Below are 23,139 nucleotides of genomic sequence, written 5' to 3'. Positions count from 1 at the left end.
GGATGGGCACTTGGCTAAGCGCTTGCTCGTTCAGGTCTTGTGCGGGATGGAACGCGTTCATAGCATCACCGGTGTTACATCAGTTGTGTCACACGCTTGGGGGACGGCATGAGCACGGCGGCACCAGCAGAGCGGGGCCCGCTCGGCGGCGTGCGCGTGGTGGAGCTGGCCGGCATCGGGCCGGGCCCGTTCGCCGCCATGCTGCTCGCCGACCTCGGCGCCGACGTGGTCCGGGTGGACCGTCCCGGCGGCCCCGGCCTCGGCGTCGACCCCGCCCACGACATCACCAACCGCAACAAGCGCTCGATCGTGGTCGACCTCAAGTCCCCGGACGGCGCCGCCCGCGTCCTGGACCTCGCCGAGCGCGCCGACATCCTCGTCGAGGGCTACCGGCCGGGCGTCGCCGAGCGCCTCGGTGTCGGCCCCGCCGACTGCCACGCCCGCAACCCCCGCCTGGTCTACGGCCGGATGACCGGCTGGGGCCAGGACGGCCCGCTCGCCGAGCGTGCGGGCCATGACGTGTCGTACATCGCCGTCACCGGCGCCCTCGGCATGATCGGCCGCCCCGGCGAGCCCCCGGCCGTGCCCGCCAACCTCCTCGGGGACTACGCGGGCGGCTCGCTCTACCTGGTCGTCGGCGTCCTCGCCGCCCTGCACCACGCGCGCGCCACCGGCACCGGCCAGGTCGTGGACGCCGCCATCGTGGACGGCACCGCCCACCTGTCCGCGATGATCCACGCCATGCTGTCCGCCGGCGCTTGGCAGGACCGGCGCGGCGCCAACCTCCTGGACGGCGGCTGCCCCTATTACGGCACCTACGAGACCGCCGACGGCGGCTACATGGCGGTCGGCGCCCTGGAGGAGAAGTTCTCGGCCGAGTTCCTGCGCCTGCTCGGCCTGGACGGCCTCCAGGACGCCCGCACCGACCTCACCCGGTGGCCGGAACTGCGCGCGGCGGTCGCCGCCCGCTTCCGGGACCGCACCCGCGAGGAGTGGACCGCCCGGTTCGCGGACTCCGACGCCTGCGTGGCCCCCGTACTGTCGCTGCGCGAGGCCCCGCACCACCCGCACCTGGCCGCCCGCTCCACCTTCACCGACCACGGCGGCATCACCCAGCCCGCCCCCGCGCCCCGTTTCTCCGCCACCCCCACCGCCGTCCGCACCGGACCCGCGCTGCCCGGCGCCGACACCGAGACCGTGGCCCGGGACTGGGACATACCCGTGCTCACCGGCGACGACCGGCCCGCCCCGGCCGCCGACTGAGCCCACCGACCCCTCTGCCGCGGGCCGAACCGCCCGGCCGACCCTCCCGAAAGGCATCCCAGTGAGCACCGAAGCGTACGTGTACGACGCGATCCGCACCCCGCGCGGCCGCGGCAAGGCGAACGGCGCCCTGCACGGCACCAAGCCCATCGACCTGGTCGTCGGCCTCATCCACGAGATCCGCGACCGCTTCCCGAGCCTCGACCCGGCCGCCATCGACGACATCGTGCTCGGCGTCGTCGGCCCCGTCGGCGACCAGGGCTCCGACATCGCCCGGATCGCCGCGATCGCCGCCGGACTGCCGGACACCGTCGCGGGCGTGCAGGAGAACCGCTTCTGCGCCTCGGGCCTTGAGGCCGTCAACCTGGCCGCGGCCAAGGTGCGCTCCGGCTGGGAGGACATGGTCCTCGCGGGCGGCGTGGAGTCCATGTCCCGGGTCCCGATGGGCTCCGACGGCGGCGCCTGGTTCAACGACCCGATGACCAACCTCGACGTCAACTTCGTGCCGCAGGGCATCGGCGCCGACCTGATCGCCACCATCGGCGGCTTCACCCGCCGGGACGTGGACGAGTTCGCGGCGCTGTCCCAGGAGCGCGCCGTCAACGCCTGGAAGGAGGGCCGCTTCGCCCGCTCCGTGGTCCCGGTCAAGGACCGCGCCGGGCTGGTCGTCCTCGACCGCGACGAGCACCCGCGCCCCGGCACCACCGCCGACACCCTGGCCAAGCTCAAGCCGTCCTTCGCCGACATCGGCGAACTCGGCGGTTTCGACGCCGTGGCGCTGCAGAAGTACCACTGGGTGGAGAAGATCGACCACGTCCACCACGCGGGCAACTCCTCCGGCATCGTGGACGGCGCCTCGCTCGTCGCGATCGGCTCCAAGGAGGTCGGCGAGCGCTACGGCCTCACCCCGCGCGCGCGGATCGTCTCGGCCGCCGTCTCCGGCTCCGAGCCCACCATCATGCTCACCGGCCCCGCGCCCGCCACCCGCAAGGCCCTCGCCAAGGCCGGCCTCACCATCGACGACATCGACCTGGTCGAGATCAACGAGGCGTTCGCCGCCGTCGTGCTGCGCTTCGTCGAGGAGATGGGCCTGCCGCTGGAGAAGGTCAACGTCAACGGCGGCGCCATCGCGCTCGGCCACCCGCTCGGCGCGACCGGCGCCATGCTCGTCGGCATGCTCGTGGACGAACTGGAGCGCCAGGACAAGCGCTACGGCCTCGTCACCCTGTGCGTGGGCGGCGGCATGGGCATCGCCACCATCATCGAGCGCATCTGAACTCCCCGCGGAACCAAGCGACTTCAACGGAGACGACTGTCATGACCGAGAGCACCACCATCCGCTGGGAGCAGGACGACACCGGTGTCGTCACCCTGGTCCTGGACGACCCGAACCAGTCCGCGAACACGATGAACCAGGCGTTCAAGGCGTCCATCGAGGCGATCGCGGACCGCGCCGTGGCCGAGAGGGACTCCATCCGGGGCATCATCTACACCTCCGCCAAGAAGACCTTCTTCGCGGGCGGCGACCTCAAGGAGATGATCAAGGCCGGTCCCGAGGACGCCCAGGCCGTCTTCGACACCGCGACCGCGATCAAGAACGCGCTGCGCCGCATCGAGACCCTCGGCAAGCCGGTCGTCGCCGCCATCAACGGCGCGGCTCTGGGCGGCGGCTACGAGATCGCGCTCGCCTCCCACCACCGCGTCGCGCTGGACGCCCCCGGCTCCAAGATCGGCCTGCCCGAGGTCACCCTCGGCCTGCTCCCCGCGGGCGGCGGTGTCACCCGTACGGTGCGCCTGATGGGCATCACCGACGCCCTCCTCAAGGTGCTGCTCCAGGGCACCCAGTACAACCCGCGGCGCGCCCAGGAGAACGGGCTGATCCACGAGGTGGCACGGACGCCGGAGGAGATGCTGGCCAAGGCCCGCGCCTTCATCGACGAGCACCCCGATTCCCAGCAGCCCTGGGACGTCCCGGGCTACCGGATTCCGGGCGGCACGCCGGCCCACCCGAAGTTCGCCGCCAACCTGCCCGCCTTCCCGGCCAACCTGCGCAAGCAGACGAACGGCGCGCCCTACCCGGCGCCGCGCAACATCATGGCCGCGGCGGTCGAGGGCTCCCAGGTCGACTTCGAGAACGCGATCACCATCGAGACCCGCTACTTCACCGAGCTGGTCACCGGGCAGACCGCGAAGAACATGATCCAGGCGTTCTTCTTCGACCTCCAGGCCGTCAACTCCGGCGCCAACCGGCCCAAGGGCATCGAGTCCCGCGAGGTCCGCAAGGTGGCCGTGCTCGGCGCCGGCATGATGGGCGCGGGCATCGCCTACTCGTGCGCCCGCGCGGGCATCGAGGTCGTCCTCAAGGACGTCTCCCTTGAGGCCGCCCTCAAGGGCAAGAACTACTCCGAGAAGCTGTGCGCCAAGGCCGTCTCCCGGGGCCGTACCACCCAGGAGAAGGCGGACGCGCTGCTCGCCCGGATCACGCCCACCGGGGACGCCGCCGACGTCGCCGGCTGCGACGCGGTGATCGAGGCCGTCTTCGAGGACACCGCGCTCAAGCACAAGGTGTTCCAGGAGATCGAGGCCGTTCTCGAGCCCGACGCGCTGCTGTGCTCCAACACCTCCACCCTGCCCATCACCACCCTCGCCGAGGGCGTCGAGCGCCAGGCCGACTTCATCGGCCTGCACTTCTTCTCGCCCGTCGACAAGATGCCGCTGGTCGAGATCATCAAGGGCGAGCGCACCGGCGACGAGGCCCTCGCCCGCGCCTTCGACCTGGTCCGGCAGATCAACAAGACGCCGATCGTCGTCAACGACTCGCGCGGCTTCTTCACCTCCCGGGTGATCGGCCAGTTCATCAACGAGGGCGTCGCCATGGTCGGCGAGGGCATCGAGCCCGCCTCCATCGAGCAGGCCGCCGCCCAGGCCGGCTACCCGGCCAAGGTGCTCTCCCTGATGGACGAGCTGACCCTCACCCTCCCGCGCAAGATCCGCAACGAGACGAAGCGCGCCGTCGAGGAGGCCGGCGGCACCTGGACCGCGCACCCGGCCGACGGCGTCATCGACCGCATGGTCGACGAGTTCGAGCGCCCCGGCCGCAGCGGCGGCGCCGGCTTCTACGACTACGCGGAGGACGGCAAGCGCGCCGGGCTCTGGCCGGGCCTGCGCGAGCACTTCACCAAGGCCGGATACGAGATCCCGTTCGAGGACATGCGGGAGCGGATGCTCTTCGCCGAGGCGCTGGACACCGTGCGCCTGCTGGAGGAGGGCGTGCTGACCTCGGTGGCCGACGCCAACATCGGCTCCATCCTCGGCATCGGCTTCCCGGCCTGGACCGGCGGCGTGCTCCAGTACATCAACGGCTACCAGGGGGGCCTGCCCGGCTTCGTGGCCCGCGCCCGGGAACTCGCCGAGACCTACGGCGAGCGGTTCCAGCCGCCGGCGCTGCTGGTGGAGAAGGCCGACAAGGGCGAGCCCTTCACGGACTCAGCCGCCTGACGGTCCCTCGCCGCTGAGCAGCTCGCTCAGCTCTTCGCGCAGCGAACGCTGGAACGTGGTCAGCAGCGCCTGCACCACCAGCGGGTGGATGTGCGCGGACAGGTCCCGCACATCGCGGGTGTCCCGCTCGGCCACCTCGCCGCGGAAGAGCCGGGCGAGCTCACGGGCCGCGGCGCGCGAGTGCTCCATGAGCACCTCGCGCGCCGCGAGGATCGTGCCCTGCGACAACGGCACGTCCAGCAGTTCGAGCCCGAGCCGCAGCAGCCCGGTGTCGACCCGGAAGCCGTCGTCCGCCGCATCGGCGTCGCCCGCGTCCCCGCTGAGCAGCACTCCGGCCGCCGCGAGCCGCGCCAGCTCCCCGTCGGTCAGCACCCGTCCCGCCCGCTCCTCCAGCTCGGCGCGCGAGAGCATCTCCACGGAGTCCGGCGCCCAGGAGGCGACCACGGCCCGGTGGATGGCCAGATCGTAGGCGGACAGATCGGACGGCAGCTGTCCCAGATACCGCTCGATCGCCGCCAGCGTCATCCCCTGGCGCTGCAACTCCTCGATCAGCGCCAGCCGCGCCAGGTGCCCCGCCCCGTACCGTCCCACCCGCCGCGGCCCGATCACCGGCGGCGGCAGCAGCCCCTTGCTCCCGTAGAAACGGACGGTCCGTACCGTCACTCCCGCCCGCGCGGCGAGCTCGTCGACGGTGAGGCTCATCTCCCCGGCATCGGTCTTCATGTGCAGCAGTATCGCTGTCACACCACTACTGTGAAACCCGTCGGTCCGCCCTGTCCGCACCGTGGTGAACATCATGTGGACGCTGAGAAGATCGTGTGAGAAGCGACGCTCTGTGACGTAGGCCACCGCGTAATGCCCGGCGTGTCTGGGAAGCTGCTGGCTTGGTCTGTACCGCGACTCATCGGGTGGTGCGGGCCGAGCCCTGCACGACCCCCGGGCCCACGCCCGGGCGCATCAGGAAGTGGACCACCCGTGAGCAAGGACGCCGTGGAATCGGCACAGCCCGCACCCGCGCAGGCGGCGCAGACGCCCGCCGACGCGGGCGACGCCGGCTACAGCAAGGACCTCAAGGCCCGCCACGTCAACATGATCGCCATCGGCGGCGCCATCGGAACCGGCCTGTTCCTCGGCGCCGGAGGGCGCCTGCACAACGCGGGCCCCGCGCTCGCCGTGGCCTACCTGGTCTGTGGCATTTTCGCCTTCTTCGTCGTGCGCGCCCTGGGCGAGCTGGTCCTGTACCGGCCCTCCTCCGGGTCCTTCGTGTCGTACGCGCGTGAGTTCCTCGGCGAGAAGGGCGCCTACGTCGCCGGCTGGATGTACTTCCTGAACTGGTCGACGACCGGTATCGCCGACATCACCGCGATCGCGCTCTACACGCACTACTGGAGCTTCTTCACGCCCATCCCGCAGTGGGTGCTGGCACTGGTCGCGCTCGCCGTGGTGCTCACCGTGAACCTGATCTCGGTGAAGATCTTCGGCGAGATGGAGTTCTGGTTCTCGATCATCAAGGTCGCCACCCTGGTGGGCTTCATGCTCATCGGCATCTTCCTGCTGACCACCCAGCACCAGGTCGACGGCTACACGCCGGGCGTGAGCCTCATCAGCGACCACGGCGGCCTCCTGCCGCACGGCATGATGCCGGTCGTCCTCGTGATGCAGGGCGTGATCTTCGCGTACGCGGCCCTGGAGCTGGTCGGCGTCGCCGCCGGCGAGACCGAGCAGCCGGAGAAGATCGTCCCGCGCGCGGTGAACTCGATCATGTGGCGTGTGGGCCTGTTCTACGTCGGCTCCGTCGTCCTGCTCGCGGTGCTGCTGCCCAGCTCGGTGTACTCCGCCGACCAGAGCCCGTTCGTGACCGTGCTGTCCAAGATCGGCATCCCGGCGGCCGGCGACGTGATGAACCTCGTGGTCCTCACCGCCGCCATGTCCTCGCTGAACTCCGGCCTCTACTCCACCGGCCGCATCCTGCGCTCCATGGCGATGTCGGGCTCCGCGCCCAAGTTCACCCGGGTGATGAGCCGCAGCCAGGTGCCCTACGGCGGCATCCTGCTGACCTGCGGCATCTGCATCCTCGGCGTCGGCCTGAACTACCTCGTGCCCAGCCAGGCATTCGAGATCGTGCTGAACGTGGCCTCGCTCGGGATCATCAGCACCTGGGTGATCATCATGATCTGCCACGCGATCTTCGTCCGCCGCGCCCGCGCGGGCCTGGTGACCCGGCCGCACTTCCAGCTGAAGTTCTCCCCGGTCACCGAGATCGCCACGATCGCCTTCCTGCTGGTCTGTCTCGGCCTGATGTGGAACGACCACGAGGTCGGCCGCAAGACCCTGCTGCTCATCCCGGTGATCGCCATCATGCTCGTCGCGGGCTGGTTCGGCGTCCGGCGCCGGGTGAACGCGGGCCCCGACCAGCAGCCGGCCGAGCCGGCGAAGTAGCGGGTCGAGCCGACGAAATAGCGGCCCAGCCGGCGAGATAGCGGCCCGCCGCCCCTGACGGTGGCGGCCCCTACGGTGGCGTCATCCCGGAGATCATCTTCGTCCGGGACGACGCCACCGGTCTGTGGGCCAGGGGTCCGGCCCGCCACGCGGGATCAGCGGTTGGGCGCGGCGTGCGCGGCTTCGACGGCCTTCCAGGACTTCGGCCGCGCGAGGGGCGTACCGGCGGCGGCGAACCCGCGCGCCGCCGACGCCGCCGGCTTCACCGGCTGGTACAGCCAGGCGTCGAAGAGCCCCGCGAGGGGCTTGCCGGAGATCTGCTCGGCGTACTTCTCGAAGTCCGCCACGGACGCGTTGCCGTAGGCGTGCTCCTTCGGCCAGCCCTTCAGGATGCGGAAGAAGGCGCGGTCGCCCACCCGGTCGCGCAGCGCCTGGATCGCGGCCGCGCCCCGGTCGTAGACGGCGTCGTCGAACTGGTCGTCCGGACCGGGATCGCCCGGCGCGACCTTCCAGAACGGGTCGTCGGCCGGGTGCGAGGTGTACACCTGGTCGGCGAGCTGCCGCGTCGTGCCCTGGCCCTCGTGCTCGGACCACAGCCACTGCGCGTACGTCGCGAAGCCCTCGTTGAGCCAGATGTCCTTCCAGCCCCTCAGCGACACGTCGTCGCCGTACCACTGGTGGGCCAGCTCGTGCACGACCACCGAGGGGTTGGCGCCCTTCGCGAACTGCTTGGGGCTGTAATAGACGCGGGTCTGGGTCTCCAGCGCGTACCCGGTGGTCGTGTTCGGGACATAACCACCCGCCGTGGCGAACGGATACGGCCCGAAATAGTTGCTCAGCCAGTCGACGATCTCCCCGGTGCGCTCCACGCTCGCCCGCGCCGCCGCGTCCCCCGCGCCCAGGTCCTCGCTGTAGGCGTTGAGCACCGGCACCCCGCGCCCGGACCGGCTCGTGGTGATGTCGAACCGGCCGATCGCGAGCGTGGCCAGATAGGTCGCCTGCGGCCTGTCCTGCCGCCAGGAGTAGCTGGTCCAGCCCCGCTTCGAGGAGACCGAGCGCAGCGCGCCGTTGGAGATCGCCTGGGTGCCCTTCGGCACGCTGACCGAGACGTCGTACGTCGCCTTGTCGCTCGGGTGGTCGTTGCTCGGGAACCACCACCACGCCGACTCGGGCTCGTCCGCCGCGACCGCGCCGTCCGGTGTGCGGTGCCAGGTGGTGAAGCCGTAGGCGCTCTTCGTGGACGGCGCCCCGCTGTAGCGGACCTCCACCGTGATCGGCGTGCCCTTCGCCAGCGACCGCTTCGGCGTGATCACCAGTTCATGCTGCTCGGCGTGGGTGAAAGACGCCTTGACGCCGTTGACCCGCACCTCGCTCACGTCCAGCAGGAAGTCCAGGTCGAAACTGGACAGATCCTGAGTGGTCCGCGCCCTGATCGTCGCGGTGCCCTGCAACTCGTCCGTCTTCGGCTGGTAGCGCAGCCGCAGACCGTAGTGCGCGACGTCGTAACCGCCGTTGCCGTAGTACGGGTAGTAGGGGTCGCCGATGCCCGGCGCGCCGGGGGAGTAGCTCGCGGCCGATGCCGGGATCGCCAGCAGGAGGGAGGCCGCCGCCAGTGCGCCCGGCGCGATGATTCTGCGGTGCACGTCAGCTCCAAGTCGTGGGGACTGCGGGTGCTTTCACGGGACTGTCCGGAGCCTATTCACCCCCTGTGCCCCTCGCCCTGTCCATGGCCCCTGCTGTCACACGATCGCCATTCGGCCGCAATCAGCCACCCGGGTGCCGTAACGCACTCTTCTGTACGGCAGTTGACAGGACTATCGTCCGCGCATGCCGAAGAGCACATCTGTCCGAGCGCCCCTGCGCACGCGCCTCACCCTCTGGAGAGCGCTCGCCACGACGGCCGTCGCCGTCCTGCTGGCCACCTTCCTCACTCCCGCCGCCGCCCAGGCCGCGCCGCCCCGCGAGAGCGCCCCCGTCTACTCCTACGCCCACGCCGTCCGCGAGTCCGTGTGGGTGGACACCGGCCTCGACGAGGACGGCGACGGCAGGCACGACCGGGTGGCCGCCGACATCGTCCGCCCCGCCGAACCGGCCCGCGAGGGCCGCAAGGTGCCGGTCATCATGGACGCGAGCCCGTACTACTCCTGCTGCGGGCGCGGCAACGAGAACCAGGTCAAGACGTACGACGCGAGCGGACATGTCGTCCAGATGCCGCTGTTCTACGACAACTACTTCGTGCCCCGCGGCTACGCCTTCGTCGGCGTCGACCTGGCCGGCACCGACCGCTCCGACGGCTGTGTCGACGTCGGCGGCCGCTCCGACGTGCGGTCCGCGAAGGCCGTGATCGACTGGCTCAACGGCCGCGCCAGGGCCTACACCAGCCGCACCGGGACCCACACCGTCAAGGCCACCTGGACCAACGGCAGAACCGGCATGATCGGCAAGAGCTGGGACGGCACCATCGCCAACGGCGTCGCCGCCACCGGTGTCCAGGGCCTGAAGACCATCGTCCCGATCAGCGCCATCTCCTCCTGGTACGACTACTACTTCGCCCAGGGCGCCCCGCTCTACGACGGCGGCCCCGCCGACCTCGCCGGCTACGTCCAGAGCGACGCGGCCACGGCCCACTGCGCCGCCGAGCAGAAGAAACTGACCGACGGCAGCCCGCGCAGCGGCGACTGGACCCCGCTGTGGACCGAGCGGGACTACGTCAAGGACGCGGCCAAGGTGCGCGCCAGCGTGTTCGTGGCGCAGGGCATGCAGGACCTCAACGTCCGCACCAAGCACTTCGGCCAGTGGTGGGACGCCCTCGCCAGGAACGGGGTCGAGCGCAAGCTGTGGCTGTCCCAGACCGGCCATGTCGACCCCTTCGACTACCGGCGCGGCGCCTGGGTCGACACCCTGCACCGCTGGTTCGACCATGAACTCCTCGGCTACGACAACGGCATCGACCGCCAGCCGGTGGCCGACATCGAGCGGCACCCCGACCAGTGGGTCACCTCCGCCACCTGGCCGCCCGCCGGCACCCGCGCCACCACCCTGCGCCCGGCCCCCGGCAGCACGCCCGGCGTCGGCACCCTCGGCCTGCGCCCCGCCACCGGCACCGCGGCCTTCACCGACGACCCCAAGCTCGGCGAGACCGACTGGGCGGCCCGGCTGACCGCGTCCACCCCCGAGAAGACCGGCTTCCTCACCGCGCCCCTCACCCGGGACCTGCGCCTGTCCGGCATGTCCCGGGTGACCGTCACCGCGACCCCGACCACCGCCTCGGCCCATCTCTCCGCCGTGCTCGTGGACGTCGGCCCGGACACCATCCGCGACTACTCCGACGCCGCCGAGGGCATCACCACGCTGAAGAACCGCACCTGCTGGGGCGCGAGCACGGCCGGCGACAGCGCCTGCTACCTGGAGACCGCCGCGAAGAAAGCCGAGGTCGACTACACGGTCTTCAGCCGCGGCTGGGCCGACCTCGGCCACTACGCCTCGCTCGCCAAGGGCGTCCCCCTCACCCCGGGCAGGTCCTACACGATGACCCTCACCCTGGCCGCCACCGACCACGTCGTGCCCAAGGGCCACCGCCTCGCCCTGATCATCGCGGGCACCGACCACGACCTCATCGACCCGCCGGCCACCAGGCCGACGGTGACGGTCGCACTGGGCGGCACCTCGGCCCAGCTGCCGCTGGTGGGCGGAGCACAGGCGTTCGCCCGCGCGACATCCGGTACGACGGCGAAGGCCCCGGCACCGAAGCAGCTGAAGGGCCTGCGCGCACCGCGTACGGCCACGCACATCCCGGCGGGCTGACCGGGGCAGCGGGTTCAGGCGGCCGGGTCCAGCACCAGCCCGGCCGCCTCCCGCGCACACCCCCACGCCACCGTCACGCCCGCGCCGCCATGGCCGTACGAGTGCACCACCGTCCGCCCGCCGGGCAACGGCTGCCGCTCCAGCCGTACCGCGTCCCGGTACGGCCGCAGCCCCACCTTGTGGGCCAGCACCCGCGCCCCCTCGATCTCCGGCCGCACCCGCGCGCACCGGGCGACGATCTCCGCCGCCGTGTCCGGGTCCGGCACGAGCGACCAGTCGTCCTCCTGGGCCGTGCCGCCGAGGATCAGCCCGTACGGTTGCGGGATGAAGTACGCGGAGACCGGCGAGGAATGGTCGACGGACGTGTAGTACGTGTCGATCCCGGGGTTCTCCACCAGCACCAACTGCCCGCGCACGGGACGCACCGTGTCGTCCCCGGCCAGCGAACGCGCCCCGAGGCCCGCGCAGTTGACCACCACGTCCGCGGGCACCTCGGCGAGGTCGGTCACCTCGCGCAGCGCCACCGTGCCGCCGGCCCGCACCAGCCGCTCGCGCAGCCACGCCAGATGCGCCGGCATGTCGATCACCGGCAGCCGCGCCGCCAGGCCGTCCGGCACCGCCCGCAGGCCCGGCACCCGGCCCGCCCAGTCGCCCAGTTCGGCCAGGCGCGCGCCCTGGTGGAGGCCGTCGACCAGGCGTACGCCGGTCCGTTCGGGGGCCGCCGCCAGCTCCTCGTAGACCGCGAGGGTCTCCAGCGCCCAGGCGCCGACGAGCCGCTCCGGTTCGATGCGGTACGGCCACCACAGTCCGCCGGCGACCGCCGAGGTGGTCTCCTCGGCGGGCTCCCGCGTCCATACGCTCACCCGGCGCCCGGCCTCCGCCAGCACCACGGCCGTGGTGAGTCCGACGACCCCGCCGCCGACCACGATCACTTCGCCGTCCGTCTCCCGGTCCACGCTGCTCACGCTGTTCACGTGGGGACCATAGGCCCTGCCCCGCCGTCCCCGTCAGGGCCCGGCGCGCATCGGCTGACGTGGGGATACTCACAGAAGGCGGGAGCGGCGCCGCCCCGGGCGGAACCGGGGCGGGCGGCGGCCCACTAGGATCGGCGTCCTGATGACTGCCACCCTCGTCGCCAAGAATCTCGCCGCCGGGCACGGCGACCGCTCGCTCTTCTCCGGGCTCGACCTCGTCGTGGCGCCCGGCGATGTGATCGGGCTGGTCGGCGCCAACGGCGCCGGCAAGTCCACGCTGCTGCGGATGCTCGCCGGACTGCTCGCGCCCGAGCAGGGCGAACTGCGCCTGTCCCCGCCCAGCGCCACCGTCGGCCATCTGCCGCAGGAGCCCGAGCGCCGGCCGGGGGAGTCCGTCCGGGAGTTCCTGGGCCGCCGCACCGGCGTGGCCGAGGCCCAGCGGCTCATGGACGAGGCCACCCAGGCGCTGGTGGACGGCGCGCCCGGCGCGGACGACGCCTACGCGGCGAGCCTGGAGCGCTGGCTCGACCTCGGCGGCGCCGACCTGGACGAGCGCGCGGCGGAGGTGGCCGACTCCCTCGGCCTCGCCGTCGGCCTCGACCAGCCGATGACCGCCCTCTCCGGCGGCCAGGCGGCCCGCGCCGGACTCGCCTCCCTGCTGCTCTCCCGCTACGACGTCTTCCTCCTGGACGAGCCCACCAACGACCTCGACCTCGACGGCCTGGAGCGCCTGGAACGGTTCGTCACCGGGCTGCGCGCGGGCACCGTCGTGGTCAGCCACGACCGCGAGTTCCTCACCCGCACGGTCACCAAGGTCCTCGAACTCGACCTGGCCCAGGGGCAGATCAACCTCTACGGCGGCGGCTACGAGGCATACCTGGAGGAGCGAGAGACGGGCCGCCGGCACGCCCGCGAGGAGTACGAGGAGTTCGCCGACAAGAAGGCCGCCCTCCAGGACCGGGCGCAGACACAGCGGTCCTGGATGGACAAGGGCGTCAAGAACGCCCGGCGCAAGGCGGGCAACGACAACGACAAGATCGGCCGCAAGTTCCGCAGCGAGGCCAGCGAGAAGCAGGCCGCCAAGGCCCGGCAGACGCAGCGCATGATCGAACGCCTGGAGGTGGTCGAGGAGCCGCGCAAGGAGTGGGAGCTGCGGATGGAGATCGCCGCCGCCCCGCGCTCCGGCGCCGTGGTGGCGACGCTGCGGGACGCCGAGGTCCGGCGCGGCGACTTCGCCTTCGGGCCGGTCAGCCTCCAGATCGACTGGGCCGACCGGATCGCGGTCACCGGGGCCAACGGCGCCGGCAAGTCGACCCTGCTGGCCGCCCTGCTCGGCCGAATCCCGCTCGACTGTGGGCACGCGACCCTCGGCTCGGGCGTGCTCGTCGGCGAGGTCGACCAGGCCCGGGGCCTGTTCCACGGCCCCGAGACGCTGCTGGACGCCTTCTGCGCGGCCGTCCCCGACACCGAGCCGGGGGAGGTCCGCACCCTGCTCGCCAAGTTCGGCCTGAAGTCGGACCATGTGCTGCGCCCGGCCGCGAGCCTCTCCCCGGGCGAACGCACCCGCGCCGCCCTCGCCCTGCTCCAGGGCCGGGGCGTCAACCTGCTCGTCCTGGACGAGCCCACCAACCACCTCGACCTGCCCGCCATCGAGCAGCTGGAGTCCGCCCTGGACGCCTACACGGGCACCCTCCTGCTGGTCACCCACGACCGCCGCATGCTGGACGCGGTCTCGGTGACCAGGCGCTGGGAGGTCGCGGCGGGCAAGGTGACCGAGCACTGACGGCGCCGGGCCCCGGGGGTACGGCGTCCCCGGGGTCCGGCGGGTCAGGGCGTCAGGTCAGGAAGGCAGTACCTTCCAGGAACCGGTGCCGGTGCCGCGGTCGCTGTAGGGGCTGGTGGAGACGCCGTACTTGGCGCCCCCGCCCTGGGAGGAGCGGCCGTTTGAGTCGAGGAAGCCGCCGTTCGCGGAGCCGTAGTCGTTCAGCAGATGCACGAGGTCGTCGGTGCGGATGTGCCCGTCGGCCTGCGAGGACCGCACGCCGAAGATGTGCCACTTGCCGGTGCCGGGGCCCCGGTCCTTGGTGGTGGTGGCGGAGACCTTGTACCTGGCGCCCGCCTGGTCGGAGACGCCGTTCGTGTCCAGGTACGTGTGGTGGCTGCCGTACTGGTTGATCAGGTAGACGACGTCGCCGCTGACCACCCGGGCGCCGGTGGCCTTGCCCGTGGCGGAGACGACTCGCCACTCCGAGGTGGCCGGACCGCGGCTGTTGGGCCGGTCGTTGGTGCTCACGTTGTAGGTGGCACCCGGCTGGCCGGAGACACCGTTGGTGTCGAGGTAGCCGCCGTCGCCGCCGTACTGGTTCTGGAGCAGGATGATGCTGCCGTACGTCAGCTCACCTCGGGCCGCGGCGCCGGTGGCCGCCGTCGGAGCGGCGAACGAGGCCGCCGCGGCGGCCACGGCGGCGGCGGCCGTGCACGCCGCCAGGCGCTGCTTGGTGGTGCGGAACACAGAGTCCTCCCCATTGCTTCGCGTGCACGGTCACGTGCACAGAAGCGAGTGTGGAGGGGGCGGGTGGGCGCTGCGCCCGCTTCGTGCGTTTCCTGGTGCCAAACCCCTCGATACGGGGAAAGGTCTGGTTCGGCCGGTGACCACTGGTGGGGAAGACGCCGGGAGGGGCCGGAGCCGCACGGGCTCCGGCCCCTCCCGGCCGCCGGTGGATCAGCGCTGCTTCGGGTCCAGCAGACCCGCGCGGCGCAGCGCGTCCGCCATGGCGCTGTTCGCGGGGGCCGGCGTCTGCCGTCCGCCCCGGTCACCGCCGCCGCGGCCCTGCCGCTGGCCCTGACCGCCGCCCTGTCGCTGGCCCTGACCGCTCTGCCGCTCGCCCTGACCCTGGCTCTGGCCGCCCTGCCGCTGCTGGGGCGGGCGGGCGCCGCGCTGGCGCCTGCCGCCGCCGGACCGGTCCGTCGGGGCCGCCTCGTCGTCCAGGCGCAGGGTCAGCCCGATCCGCTTGCGCGGGATGTCCACCTCGAGGACCTTCACCTTGACGATGTCACCCGGCTTGACCACGTCCCGCGGGTCCTTGACGAACGTTTTGGACATCGCCGACACATGGACCAGGCCGTCCTGGTGGACGCCGATGTCCACGAACGCGCCGAAGGCCGCCACGTTCGTCACCACGCCCTCCAGGACCATCCCGGCGGACAGGTCGGAGATCTTCTCCACGCCCTCCTTGAAGGTGGCCGTCTTGAACGCCGGACGCGGGTCGCGGCCCGGCTTCTCCAGCTCCTTGAGGATGTCCGAGACGGTCGGCAGGCCGAAGGTGTCGTCCACGAAGTCGGCCGGGCGCAGCGAGCGCAGCGCGCCCGTGTTGCCCATGAGGGAGGCCACCTCCTGACCGGAGGTCTTCACCATGCGCCGCACCACGGGGTACGACTCCGGGTGCACGCTGGAGGCGTCCAGCGGGTCGGCGCCGTCGCGGATGCGCAGGAAGCCCGCGCACTGCTCGTACGCCTTCGGGCCGAGCCGGGCCACCTTCTTCAGCTCCGAGCGGGAGGTGAAGGGGCCGTTCTCGTCCCGGTGCGCCACGATGTTCTCGGCCAGCCCGGCCGAGACGCCCGACACCCGGGCGAGCAGCGGCACGGAGGCGGTGTTGACGTCGACGCCGACGCCGTTCACACAGTCCTCGACCACCGCGTCCAGCGAGCGGGAGAGCTTCACCTCGGACAGGTCGTGCTGGTACTGGCCGACGCCGATGGACTTCGGGTCGATCTTCACCAGCTCGGCCAGCGGGTCCTGGAGGCGGCGGGCGATGGAGACCGCGCCGCGCAGCGACACATCCATCCCGGGCAGTTCCTGGGAGGCGTACGCGGAGGCGGAGTACACCGAGGCGCCGGCCTCCGAGACCATCACCTTGGTGAGGTTCAAGTCCGGGTGCTCGGCGATGAGTTCGGTGGCGAGCTTGTCGGTCTCGCGGGAGGCGGTGCCATTGCCGATCGCGACCAGCTCGACCGCGTGCTCCCGCGCGAGCCGGGCCAGCTTGGCGAGCGCCTCGTCCCACCGGTTGGCCGGGACGTGCGGGTGGATCACGTCCGTGGCGACGACCTTGCCGGTGGCGTCGACCACGGCGACCTTCACCCCGGTGCGGAAACCGGGGTCCAGGCCCAGCGTGGCGCGGGTGCCGGCCGGGGCGGCGAGCAGCAGGTCGCGCAGGTTCGCCGCGAACACGTTCACTGCCTCGTCCTCGGCGGCCGTGCGCAGCCGCAGCCGCAGATCGAGGCCGAGGTGCGTCAGGATGCGGGTGCGCCAGGCCCAGCGGACGGTGTCCGTCAGCCACTTGTCGCCCGGCCGGCCGCGCTCGGCGATGCCGAAGCGGTGGGCGACGATCCCCTCGTACGAGGACGGAGCCGACGGGGAGTCGGTCGCCTCCTCGGGTTCGAGGACGAGGTCGAGCACCTCCTCCTTCTCGCCGCGCAGCATCGCCAGGATGCGGTGCGAGGGCAGGTCGGTGAACGGCTCGGCGAACTCGAAGTAGTCGGCGAACTTGGCGCCCGCCTCCTCCTTGCCCTCGCGCACCTTCGCGGCCAGCCGCCCGCGCACCCACATGCGTTCGCGCAGTTCGCCGATCAGGTCGGCGTCCTCGGAGAACCGCTCGGTGAGGATCGCCCGCGCGCCCTCCAGGGCGGCCCCCGGGTCGGCGACGCCCTTGTCCGCGTCCACGAACGCGGCGGCCGCGGCCAGCGGTTCCACCGACGGGTCGCCCAGCAGGCCCTCGGCCAGCGGCTCCAGGCCCGCCTCGCGCGCGATCTGCGCCTTGGTGCGCCGCTTCGGCTTGTACGGGAGGTAGATGTCCTCCAGGCGCGCCTTGGTCTCGGCGCCGCGGATCCGGGCCGCCAACTCCTCGGTGAGCTTGCCCTGCTCGCGCACCGACTCCAGGATCGCGGTCCGCCGCTCCTCCAGTTCCCGCAGATAGCGCAGCCGTTCCTCGAGCGTGCGCAGCTGCGCGTCGTCGAGCATCTCGGTCGCTTCCTTGCGGTAGCGGGCGATGAAGGGCACGGTCGAACCGCCGTCGAGCAGTTCGACCGCGGCCTTCACCTGCCGCTCCCGTACGCCGAGTTCCTCGGCGATCCTGCCTTCGATGGATCCTGCTTCGATGGACCCGGGTGTCGTCACGATCCCGTACCGCCTTCTCCACTGAGGTTGCGCGGCAATTGTGGCAGGTGACGCGGACAACCGTGGATCAGGGCGGCTTCCGGCGGGGCGCCCGGCACCACGCGGGGCCCGGGTGCCCCGCACCGGTGCGCCGATGGCAGCAAAGGTGGGAAATTCGTCATTGCGGTCATCCGGCCGTGCCCGAAGAATCGGGGACATGCCGCAGCGCAGCCTTCTCTTCGTCGTCTTCGACGGGGTCCAGAGCCTGGACGTCACCGGGCCCCTCGAGGTGTTCGCCGGTGCCGAGGCGCACACCCCCGGTACGTACCGCATCCGCACGGCGTCCCTGGACGGCGCCCCGGTGCGCACCTCCAGCGGGCTGACGCTCGTGCCGGACGAGGCGCTCACCGGGGCGGCGGACCCGCACACCCTGCTGGTCCCCGGCGGCGAGGGCACCCACGCGCCCGACCCGCGGCTGATCGACTGGCTGCGCGTCCACGGCCCGCGCGCCGCGCGGCTGGTCTCGGTGTGCACCGGCGCCTTCCTGCTCGCCGCCGCGGGCCTGCTCGACGGCCGCCGGGCCACCACCCATTGGGCCTACTGCGAGCGGCTCGCGCACGACCGTCCGGCGGTGCGGGTGGACCCCGAGCCCATCTACGTCCGCGACGGCCGCGTGGCCACCTCGGCGGGCGTGACCTCGGGCATCGACCTCGCGCTCGCCCTGGTGGAGGAGGACCTGGACCGCGACGTCGCGCTCCGCCTCGCCCGGCATCTCGTGGTCTTCCTGCGCCGACCCGGCAACCAGGCCCAGTTCAGCGTCCAGCTGGCCGCCCAGACCGCGCTGCGCGAGCCGCTGCGGGACGTGCAGCGGTGGATCACCGAGCACCCGGACACCGACCTGAGTGTCGAGGCCCTGGCCGCCCGCGCCGCGCTCTCCCCCCGCCACTTCGCCCGCGCCTTCCGGGACGAGACCGGGGTGACCCCGGGCCGCTACGTCGACCGGGTCCGCCTGGAACACGCCCGCCGGCTGCTGGAGGACGCCCCCGACGGCGTCGAGGAGATCTCCCGGGCCAGCGGCTACGGCACCCCGGAGGCCATGCGCCGCGCCTTCCACAAGGCGTTCGGCACCGCACCGGCCGAGTACCGGCGCCGCTTCCGCCCCGCCGCCGTCGACTGAGCCCCCGCCGCCGCCCGAGAACCACCGCCGCCATCGATCGAGCATCCCCGCCGTCGACCGAGCACCACCGTCGCCGACCGAACCGAAAGGACCCGCCGTGCAGATCGCCGTCGTCGTCTACGACCGCTTCACCGCCCTCGACGCCGTGGGACCCTACGAGATCCTCAGCCGCCTCCCGGACGCGCACCTCACCTTCGTCGCCGAGCGGGCCGGAGCCGTCCGCACCGACACCGGCTTCCTCGCCCTCACCGCGGACCGCGCCCTGCACGAACTGCCGGACCCCGACCTCGTCGTCGTCTCCGGCGGCCCCGGCACCCTGGCCCAGCTGGAGAACCCCGCCCTGCTGGACTGGCTGCGCGCCGCCGATACGACGAGCACCTGGACGACCTCGGTGTGCACGGGCTCGCTGCTGCTCGCCGCCGCCGGGCTGCTGGAGGGGCGCCGCGCCACCAGTCACTGGACCGTGCTGCCGATGCTGGAGAAGTACGGCGCCCGGCCCACCGGCGAGCGGGTGGTGACCGAGGGCAAGTACGTCACCGCGGCCGGGGTCTCCTCCGGCATCGACATGGCGCTCACCCTGGTCGGCCGGATCGCGGGCGACGAACACGCCCAGGCCGTCCAGCTGCTGACCGAGTACGACCCGCAGCCGCCGTACGACGCCGGGTCCCCGGAGAAGGCGCCCGCCCACCTCGTCGAGGAACTGCGGGCGGGCGGGCGTTTCGGTCTGTCGTAGCCGCGAAGGGACTCCGCACACGGGGCGGGGCCGGGCAGGAGAGGTCCTGCCCGGCCCCGGCGAGCCCCGGTGCCCACGGCGACCCGTGGACCGGATCAGTGCCAGCGGTGCCCGCGGTGGTCGTGGTCGCCGAAGCGGCCGTCCCAGCCGTGCCGGTGGCCGTAGCGCCAGTCGTCGCCGCGGTGGTCCCAGCCGCGGCGGTGGTCACGGCCCCAGCGGTCGCCGGGGTACGGGAAGTGCCGCGCGTCGGTGGAGACGGTGTGGTGCGGACGGCCGGCGGGCCGGCCCGCGGCGGCGGCCGGCAGGGCGGCCGCGCCCACGAGGGCGGCGGCCAGGACACCGGCGGCGGTCAGTCTGCGGACGGAGGCGAGAACGGACACGAGGTCCCCCTTCACAAGGGTGTCGTTGCGCATGCGGCGATCGGTCGGCCGCACGCCCACACCCTGCGACCCGCACCCCGCCCGGCCCGGGGGACGCGCGGGCGACATTACGGACAGGAGAGACTTCTGTGACAGTCGCCTGTAGCAACCATTTATGACCTGAATGCGCCCTCTTCCTGCGGTTTCGCGCCGCCGCGCGCCCCCGCGCTCACCCGAAAGTGAGTAACAGGGCGTGCGCCCGGTCGTGGCCGGTCGGATGCCTCCGCCCGCCACGCGCCCGGCGCGGGTCTCCCCGGCGTTCCTCAGCGATCGTGCGCCGGGAGGTCCGCGAGCCCGGTCTCGGCGAGGATTCGCTCGACGGTCTCGGCCAGTCCGCTGCCGGCCCCGATGACGGTCTCCACCTCGCCGGGCAGCAGATCGCGCGGCCGGTACCAGTCGCGCAGCATCGCCTCGTCGACCTCGTCGGCGATCGGCTTGGTCGCGTGGCGTGCCAGGGTCTCGGCGAGGGGCACGTCCAGGTAGTAGCCGTACGTCGGCCCGCGGTGGTCGGCGCGCAGCCGGGCGAGCATCGCGCCGTAGCGGCCGGCGTCCAGGATGCCCTCCACGACGACGTGGTAGCCGGCGTCCAGGGCGTACCGGGCGGTCAGCTCGATCAGCCCGATGTTCGCCGCCCCCGGCCGGTCCCGCTCGCGCAGCACGATCCGGCGCAGATTGTCCTGCCCGACCAGTGCGAGCCCCCGCCCGAATCGCTCCCGTACGCCCGCCGCCACCGACGACTTGCCCGAGGCGCTGTTGCCGCGCAGCGTGATCAGCCGCGTCCGCTCGTCACCCACCCGCATGCCCGCAGGCTATCGGCGCGGGCGCCGCACGCGGGCGGGTCCAGGTGACGCGGGCGCCTCACGCGGGCGGGGTCCAGGTGAAGCGCGGGGAGCGGCGTTCCAGGAAGGCGGCCACGCCCTCCTCGGTGTCCCCGGCGGTGCGGGCCTGCTCCGTCCAGTGGGCGTCCCGGTCCTCGCGGCCGTTCGCGAACTCCTTGGCGGCGGCCTGGGTGAGCCCCGAGCGGGAGACCAGTGTCCGCGTCAACTCGGCCACCCGCTTGCCGAGTTCGCCCTCGGGCAGCACCTCGTCCACCAGGCCGGTGCGCAACGCGCGCCCGGTGTCGATCAACTCGGCCGTGAACAACAGGTACTTGGCGGTCGCCGGGCCCACCAGGGACACCAGCCGGCGGGTCGAGGAGGAGGGGTAGACGATGCCGAGCCGTGCCGGGGTCACCCCGAACAGGGCGCCCTCCTCGGCCAGTCGGAGATCGCAGGCCGCCGCGAGCTGCACCCCGCCGCCCACGCAGTACCCGCGCACCGCGGCCACGGTCGGCTTCGGGAACGCGGCCAGCGCCTCCTCCGCCGCCACCGCGAGCCCCTGCGCCGGATGGGCCGACCCGCGCAGCGTGGAGATGTCCGCGCCCGCGCAGAAGGTCGCGCCCTCGCCGGTCAGCACCAGTGCCCGTACCCCGTGGTCGCGCGCGAGGTCCGCCAGCAGCGGTGGCAGGGCCCGCCACATGCCGGCCGTCATGGCGTTGCGCTTGGCCGGGTTGCCGATCACGACCGTGGCGACGGAGTCGTTGACCTGGTGGGACAGCTGGGGCTCCATGCGCCGGATGCTATCCACCCGCATCCGCGCCCACGACACCGCCCCCGCGCGGGAAAAAGGGAGAATACTTGTCAAGGGGATCCAGGGGAATCAACGGAACCGACGGACTCCCGAGGAGGCGGCGATGGCCAGGGCGCGAAAGCCCAAGGACAGGGCGGCATCGATGCGCCAGGGGTTCGGCCTGCTCGCGGTGCTCGGCGTGATCCTCGTGCTCGCCGGACTCGTCGGGCTCGTCTACACCGGGGTCGCCACGCTCACCTCGATGCTGCTGTTCGGCTGGCTGCTGCTGATCGGCGGGATCGTCGGACTGCTGCACGCGATCCAGGCCCGCGGCACCAACTTCTTCTGGCTCGGCGTGATCGTGGCCGCCCTGAACATCGCGGCCGGCGTCGTCGTCATCCGGCTGCCGCACGCGGCCGCCGCCGCGCTGACCATGTTCGCCGCGCTGCTGTTCCTGTCCGCCGGCCTCTTCCGGCTGGTCGGCAGCATCGTCGTGCGCGGCCCCCAGTTCGGCTGGACCCTGCTGCTCGGCGTCTTCGACCTGCTGCTCGGCATCCTGGTCCTCGCCCACTGGCCCGGCAGCAGCCAGTACGTCATCGGCGCCTTCTTCTCGCTCGCCCTGCTCTTCGACGGCCTCGGTCTGCTCGCCACCGGCTACGGCGGCCGCCGGATCATCGGCCTCGTCGGCGAGCAGCCGCAGGCGTGAGAACGGTCCGACGCGTGACGCTGTCATCAGCAGTCGGCGCCATAAGCAGTCGCTAGCGATCGGCGTCATAAGCAGTCGGTCGGAAAGCGCTCGATATCCGGCGACTTCTGGTCAGATGTCCGGGCCGGAGCCGGTCGTTACCAACACTCGACGCGTGGTGACAATCGAGCGCGAGGGTGGCGACCGGACGATGGACAACCACGGGCGCGGGGACGGTCCGGGCCCGGCAGGGGGCGCCGAGCGGGCGCCCCATCCACTGCCCTACGAGGGCGTCTGGCGGTTCACCGCGGCCGCGGTGGACGCCTCGGTCCCGCAGGCCCGGCACGCGGTGCGGGACCTGCTGCTGCGCCAGGGCGTACCGGTCTCCGAGGAACTGGTGCAGGGCCTGCTGCTGATCGTCTCCGAGCTGGTCACGAACGCCGTGAAGCACGCGGCGCTGCTCTCGCCCGTGGTGGCCGTGGAGGTCGCGGTCGGCGCCGAGTGGGTGCGGGTGTCCGTGGAGGACAACCACCCCTACCGCCCGACGGCCCTGGAGGCCGATCACGGCCGGACCGGCGGGCGGGGCCTGCTCCTGGTGCGCGAGGTGGCCCGGGAGGCGGGCGGAGTGGTCGACGTGGAGCACACCGCGAGCGGCGGCAAGGTGATCTGGGCCGCCCTGCCGCTCAAGCCCGCGTACCCCTGAGGTCCGCGGCGCGCAGGGGCCTCACCAGCCCGCGGCCGGACCCGTCAGCTCCCGGACCGCGGGGCGGGCCGCGTCCAGCACCGTCATGAACCAGGCCGAGAAGGGGTCCCGGGCGTGGCGCTCGGCCAGCTCCTGCGCGGTCACGAAGGCGGTCGCGGCGACCTCCTCCGGGTCCGCCGCGAGCGGCGTCTGCACCAGGCCGACGAACAGGTGGTTGAACTCCTGCTCCACCAGGCCCGAGGCCGGGTCCGGGTGGTTGTAGCGCACGGTGCCCGCCTCGGCCAGCAGCGAGGGGGACACGCCCAGCTCCTCGTACGTACGCCGGGCGGCGGCCGCGAACGGCGCCTCACCGGGGTAGGGGTGGCCGCAGCAGGTGTTGGACCACACGCCGGGAGAGTGGTACTTGCCGAGCGCCCGCTGCTGGAGCAGCAGCCGGCCCTGCTCGTCGAAGAGGAACACCGAGAACGCGCGGTGCAGCTGCCCCGGCGCCTGATGGGCCGCGAGCTTCTCCGCGGTGCCGATGGTCACGCCCTTCTCGTCGACGAGTTCCAGCAAGATCGCCTGTGCGGCGCCGTTCGTCGAGCTGTGCGTCTCGGTGGCAGGTGTGATCGGCATACCTATCCTTCGCCTCGGTCTTCGCCCCCCAAGTCTGCCGTACGAATCCGGCACTCCCGGCACTTCCCG

Annotated in this window: 19 protein-coding genes; 10 read left to right on the top strand and 9 right to left on the bottom strand. The window is 72.4% G+C overall.

Annotation, left to right across the window (positions count from 1 at the left end; genetic code table 11):
* Positions 1-108 precede the first annotated feature (108 nt).
* From GHR20_RS05900 to GHR20_RS05890, 3 genes are all read left to right on the top strand, one after another.
* The gene (locus tag GHR20_RS05900; protein ID WP_153812482.1) at positions 109-1,263 is read left to right on the top strand and encodes a CaiB/BaiF CoA-transferase family protein; all 1,155 of its coding nucleotides are present in this window, start codon (positions 109-111) and stop codon (positions 1,261-1,263) included.
* A 61-nt stretch (positions 1,264-1,324) separates the two neighbouring features.
* Positions 1,325-2,539 (top strand): acetyl-CoA C-acetyltransferase, encoded by a 1,215-nt coding sequence (locus tag GHR20_RS05895; protein ID WP_111584091.1) that lies wholly within the window; start codon positions 1,325-1,327, stop codon positions 2,537-2,539.
* 41 nt (positions 2,540-2,580) lie between these two features.
* Positions 2,581-4,761 carry a 3-hydroxyacyl-CoA dehydrogenase NAD-binding domain-containing protein gene (locus tag GHR20_RS05890; protein WP_153812481.1) on the top strand — a complete coding sequence of 727 codons (2,181 nt, stop codon included), beginning with the start codon at positions 2,581-2,583 and terminating at the stop codon, positions 4,759-4,761.
* On the opposite strand, the gene GHR20_RS05885 is transcribed toward GHR20_RS05890, so the two are convergent.
* Entirely contained in the window at positions 4,750-5,484 is a 735-nt protein-coding gene (locus GHR20_RS05885) for a MerR family transcriptional regulator (protein WP_153815860.1), read from the bottom strand. The genes GHR20_RS05890 and GHR20_RS05885 overlap by 12 nt on opposite strands.
* Positions 5,485-5,736: 252 nt before the next feature.
* Here GHR20_RS05885 and GHR20_RS05880 point away from each other — a divergent pair, with 252 nt between their 5' ends.
* Entirely contained in the window at positions 5,737-7,200 is a 1,464-nt protein-coding gene (locus GHR20_RS05880; protein WP_111584093.1) for an amino acid permease, read from the top strand.
* A 155-nt stretch (positions 7,201-7,355) separates the two neighbouring features.
* Here GHR20_RS05880 and GHR20_RS05875 read toward each other — a convergent pair whose 3' ends face one another.
* Positions 7,356-8,843 (bottom strand): M1 family metallopeptidase, encoded by a 1,488-nt coding sequence (locus GHR20_RS05875; protein WP_153812480.1) that lies wholly within the window; start codon positions 8,841-8,843, stop codon positions 7,356-7,358.
* Positions 8,844-9,027: 184 nt separating this feature from the next.
* Here GHR20_RS05875 and GHR20_RS05870 point away from each other — a divergent pair, with 184 nt between their 5' ends.
* On the top strand, positions 9,028-11,004 hold the full coding sequence (locus GHR20_RS05870; RefSeq protein WP_153812479.1) for a Xaa-Pro dipeptidyl-peptidase: 1,977 nt from the start codon (positions 9,028-9,030) through the stop codon (positions 11,002-11,004).
* Positions 11,005-11,018: 14 nt separating this feature from the next.
* Here GHR20_RS05870 and GHR20_RS05865 read toward each other — a convergent pair whose 3' ends face one another.
* Positions 11,019-11,936 carry an FAD-dependent oxidoreductase gene (locus GHR20_RS05865; RefSeq protein WP_153815859.1) on the bottom strand — a complete coding sequence of 306 codons (918 nt, stop codon included), beginning with the start codon at positions 11,934-11,936 and terminating at the stop codon, positions 11,019-11,021.
* A gap of 184 nt (positions 11,937-12,120) precedes the next feature.
* On the opposite strand from GHR20_RS05865, the gene GHR20_RS05860 reads away from it, so the two are divergent.
* Positions 12,121-13,761 (top strand): ABC-F family ATP-binding cassette domain-containing protein, encoded by a 1,641-nt coding sequence (locus GHR20_RS05860; RefSeq protein ID WP_153812478.1) that lies wholly within the window; start codon positions 12,121-12,123, stop codon positions 13,759-13,761.
* 57 nt (positions 13,762-13,818) lie between these two features.
* On the opposite strand, the gene GHR20_RS05855 is transcribed toward GHR20_RS05860, so the two are convergent.
* Both GHR20_RS05855 and GHR20_RS05850 read right to left on the bottom strand, forming a co-directional pair.
* A complete protein-coding gene (locus GHR20_RS05855) occupies positions 13,819-14,490 on the bottom strand; it encodes a hypothetical protein (RefSeq protein ID WP_241670537.1) in 672 nt (223 codons plus the stop codon).
* A gap of 210 nt (positions 14,491-14,700) precedes the next feature.
* Positions 14,701-17,151, bottom strand: a complete 2,451-nt coding sequence (locus tag GHR20_RS05850; RefSeq protein ID WP_153812477.1) for a Tex family protein — start codon at positions 17,149-17,151, stop codon at positions 14,701-14,703.
* 196 nt (positions 17,152-17,347) lie between these two features.
* Here GHR20_RS05850 and GHR20_RS05845 point away from each other — a divergent pair, with 196 nt between their 5' ends.
* Together GHR20_RS05845 and GHR20_RS05840 are read left to right on the top strand one after the other, a co-directional pair.
* On the top strand, positions 17,348-18,307 hold the full coding sequence (locus tag GHR20_RS05845; protein WP_153812476.1) for a GlxA family transcriptional regulator: 960 nt from the start codon (positions 17,348-17,350) through the stop codon (positions 18,305-18,307).
* Between the two features lie 97 nt (positions 18,308-18,404).
* Positions 18,405-19,040: a DJ-1/PfpI family protein gene (locus tag GHR20_RS05840; RefSeq protein ID WP_153812475.1), complete on the top strand. Its 636-nt coding sequence runs from the start codon at positions 18,405-18,407 to the stop codon at positions 19,038-19,040.
* Positions 19,041-19,135: 95 nt separating this feature from the next.
* On the opposite strand, the gene GHR20_RS05835 is transcribed toward GHR20_RS05840, so the two are convergent.
* The 3 genes from GHR20_RS05835 to GHR20_RS05825 form a co-directional block, all read right to left on the bottom strand.
* A complete protein-coding gene (locus tag GHR20_RS05835; protein WP_194858819.1) occupies positions 19,136-19,420 on the bottom strand; it encodes a hypothetical protein in 285 nt (94 codons plus the stop codon).
* Between the two features lie 302 nt (positions 19,421-19,722).
* Positions 19,723-20,259: an AAA family ATPase gene (locus tag GHR20_RS05830; protein ID WP_153812473.1), complete on the bottom strand. Its 537-nt coding sequence runs from the start codon at positions 20,257-20,259 to the stop codon at positions 19,723-19,725.
* Between the two features lie 58 nt (positions 20,260-20,317).
* On the bottom strand, positions 20,318-21,067 hold the full coding sequence (locus tag GHR20_RS05825) for an enoyl-CoA hydratase-related protein (RefSeq protein ID WP_153812472.1): 750 nt from the start codon (positions 21,065-21,067) through the stop codon (positions 20,318-20,320).
* A gap of 124 nt (positions 21,068-21,191) precedes the next feature.
* Here GHR20_RS05825 and GHR20_RS05820 point away from each other — a divergent pair, with 124 nt between their 5' ends.
* Complete coding sequence (locus GHR20_RS05820) at positions 21,192-21,773, top strand: DUF308 domain-containing protein (protein WP_153812471.1); 582 nt, start codon at positions 21,192-21,194, stop codon at positions 21,771-21,773.
* A 190-nt stretch (positions 21,774-21,963) separates the two neighbouring features.
* Complete coding sequence (locus GHR20_RS05815) at positions 21,964-22,455, top strand: ATP-binding protein (protein ID WP_111584301.1); 492 nt, start codon at positions 21,964-21,966, stop codon at positions 22,453-22,455.
* A gap of 21 nt (positions 22,456-22,476) precedes the next feature.
* Here the strand turns inward: GHR20_RS05815 and idi are convergent, their stop codons facing one another.
* Positions 22,477-23,070: an isopentenyl-diphosphate Delta-isomerase gene (gene idi / locus GHR20_RS05810; RefSeq protein ID WP_111584104.1), complete on the bottom strand. Its 594-nt coding sequence runs from the start codon at positions 23,068-23,070 to the stop codon at positions 22,477-22,479.
* Positions 23,071-23,139: the final 69 nt, after the last annotated feature.

Source organism: Streptomyces sp. SUK 48, assembly GCF_009650765.1.
GTDB lineage: Bacteria > Actinomycetota > Actinomycetes > Streptomycetales > Streptomycetaceae > Streptomyces.
The sequence above is the reverse complement of the archived record's forward strand: the minus strand, read 5'-3'. Positions and strand labels throughout refer to the sequence as shown.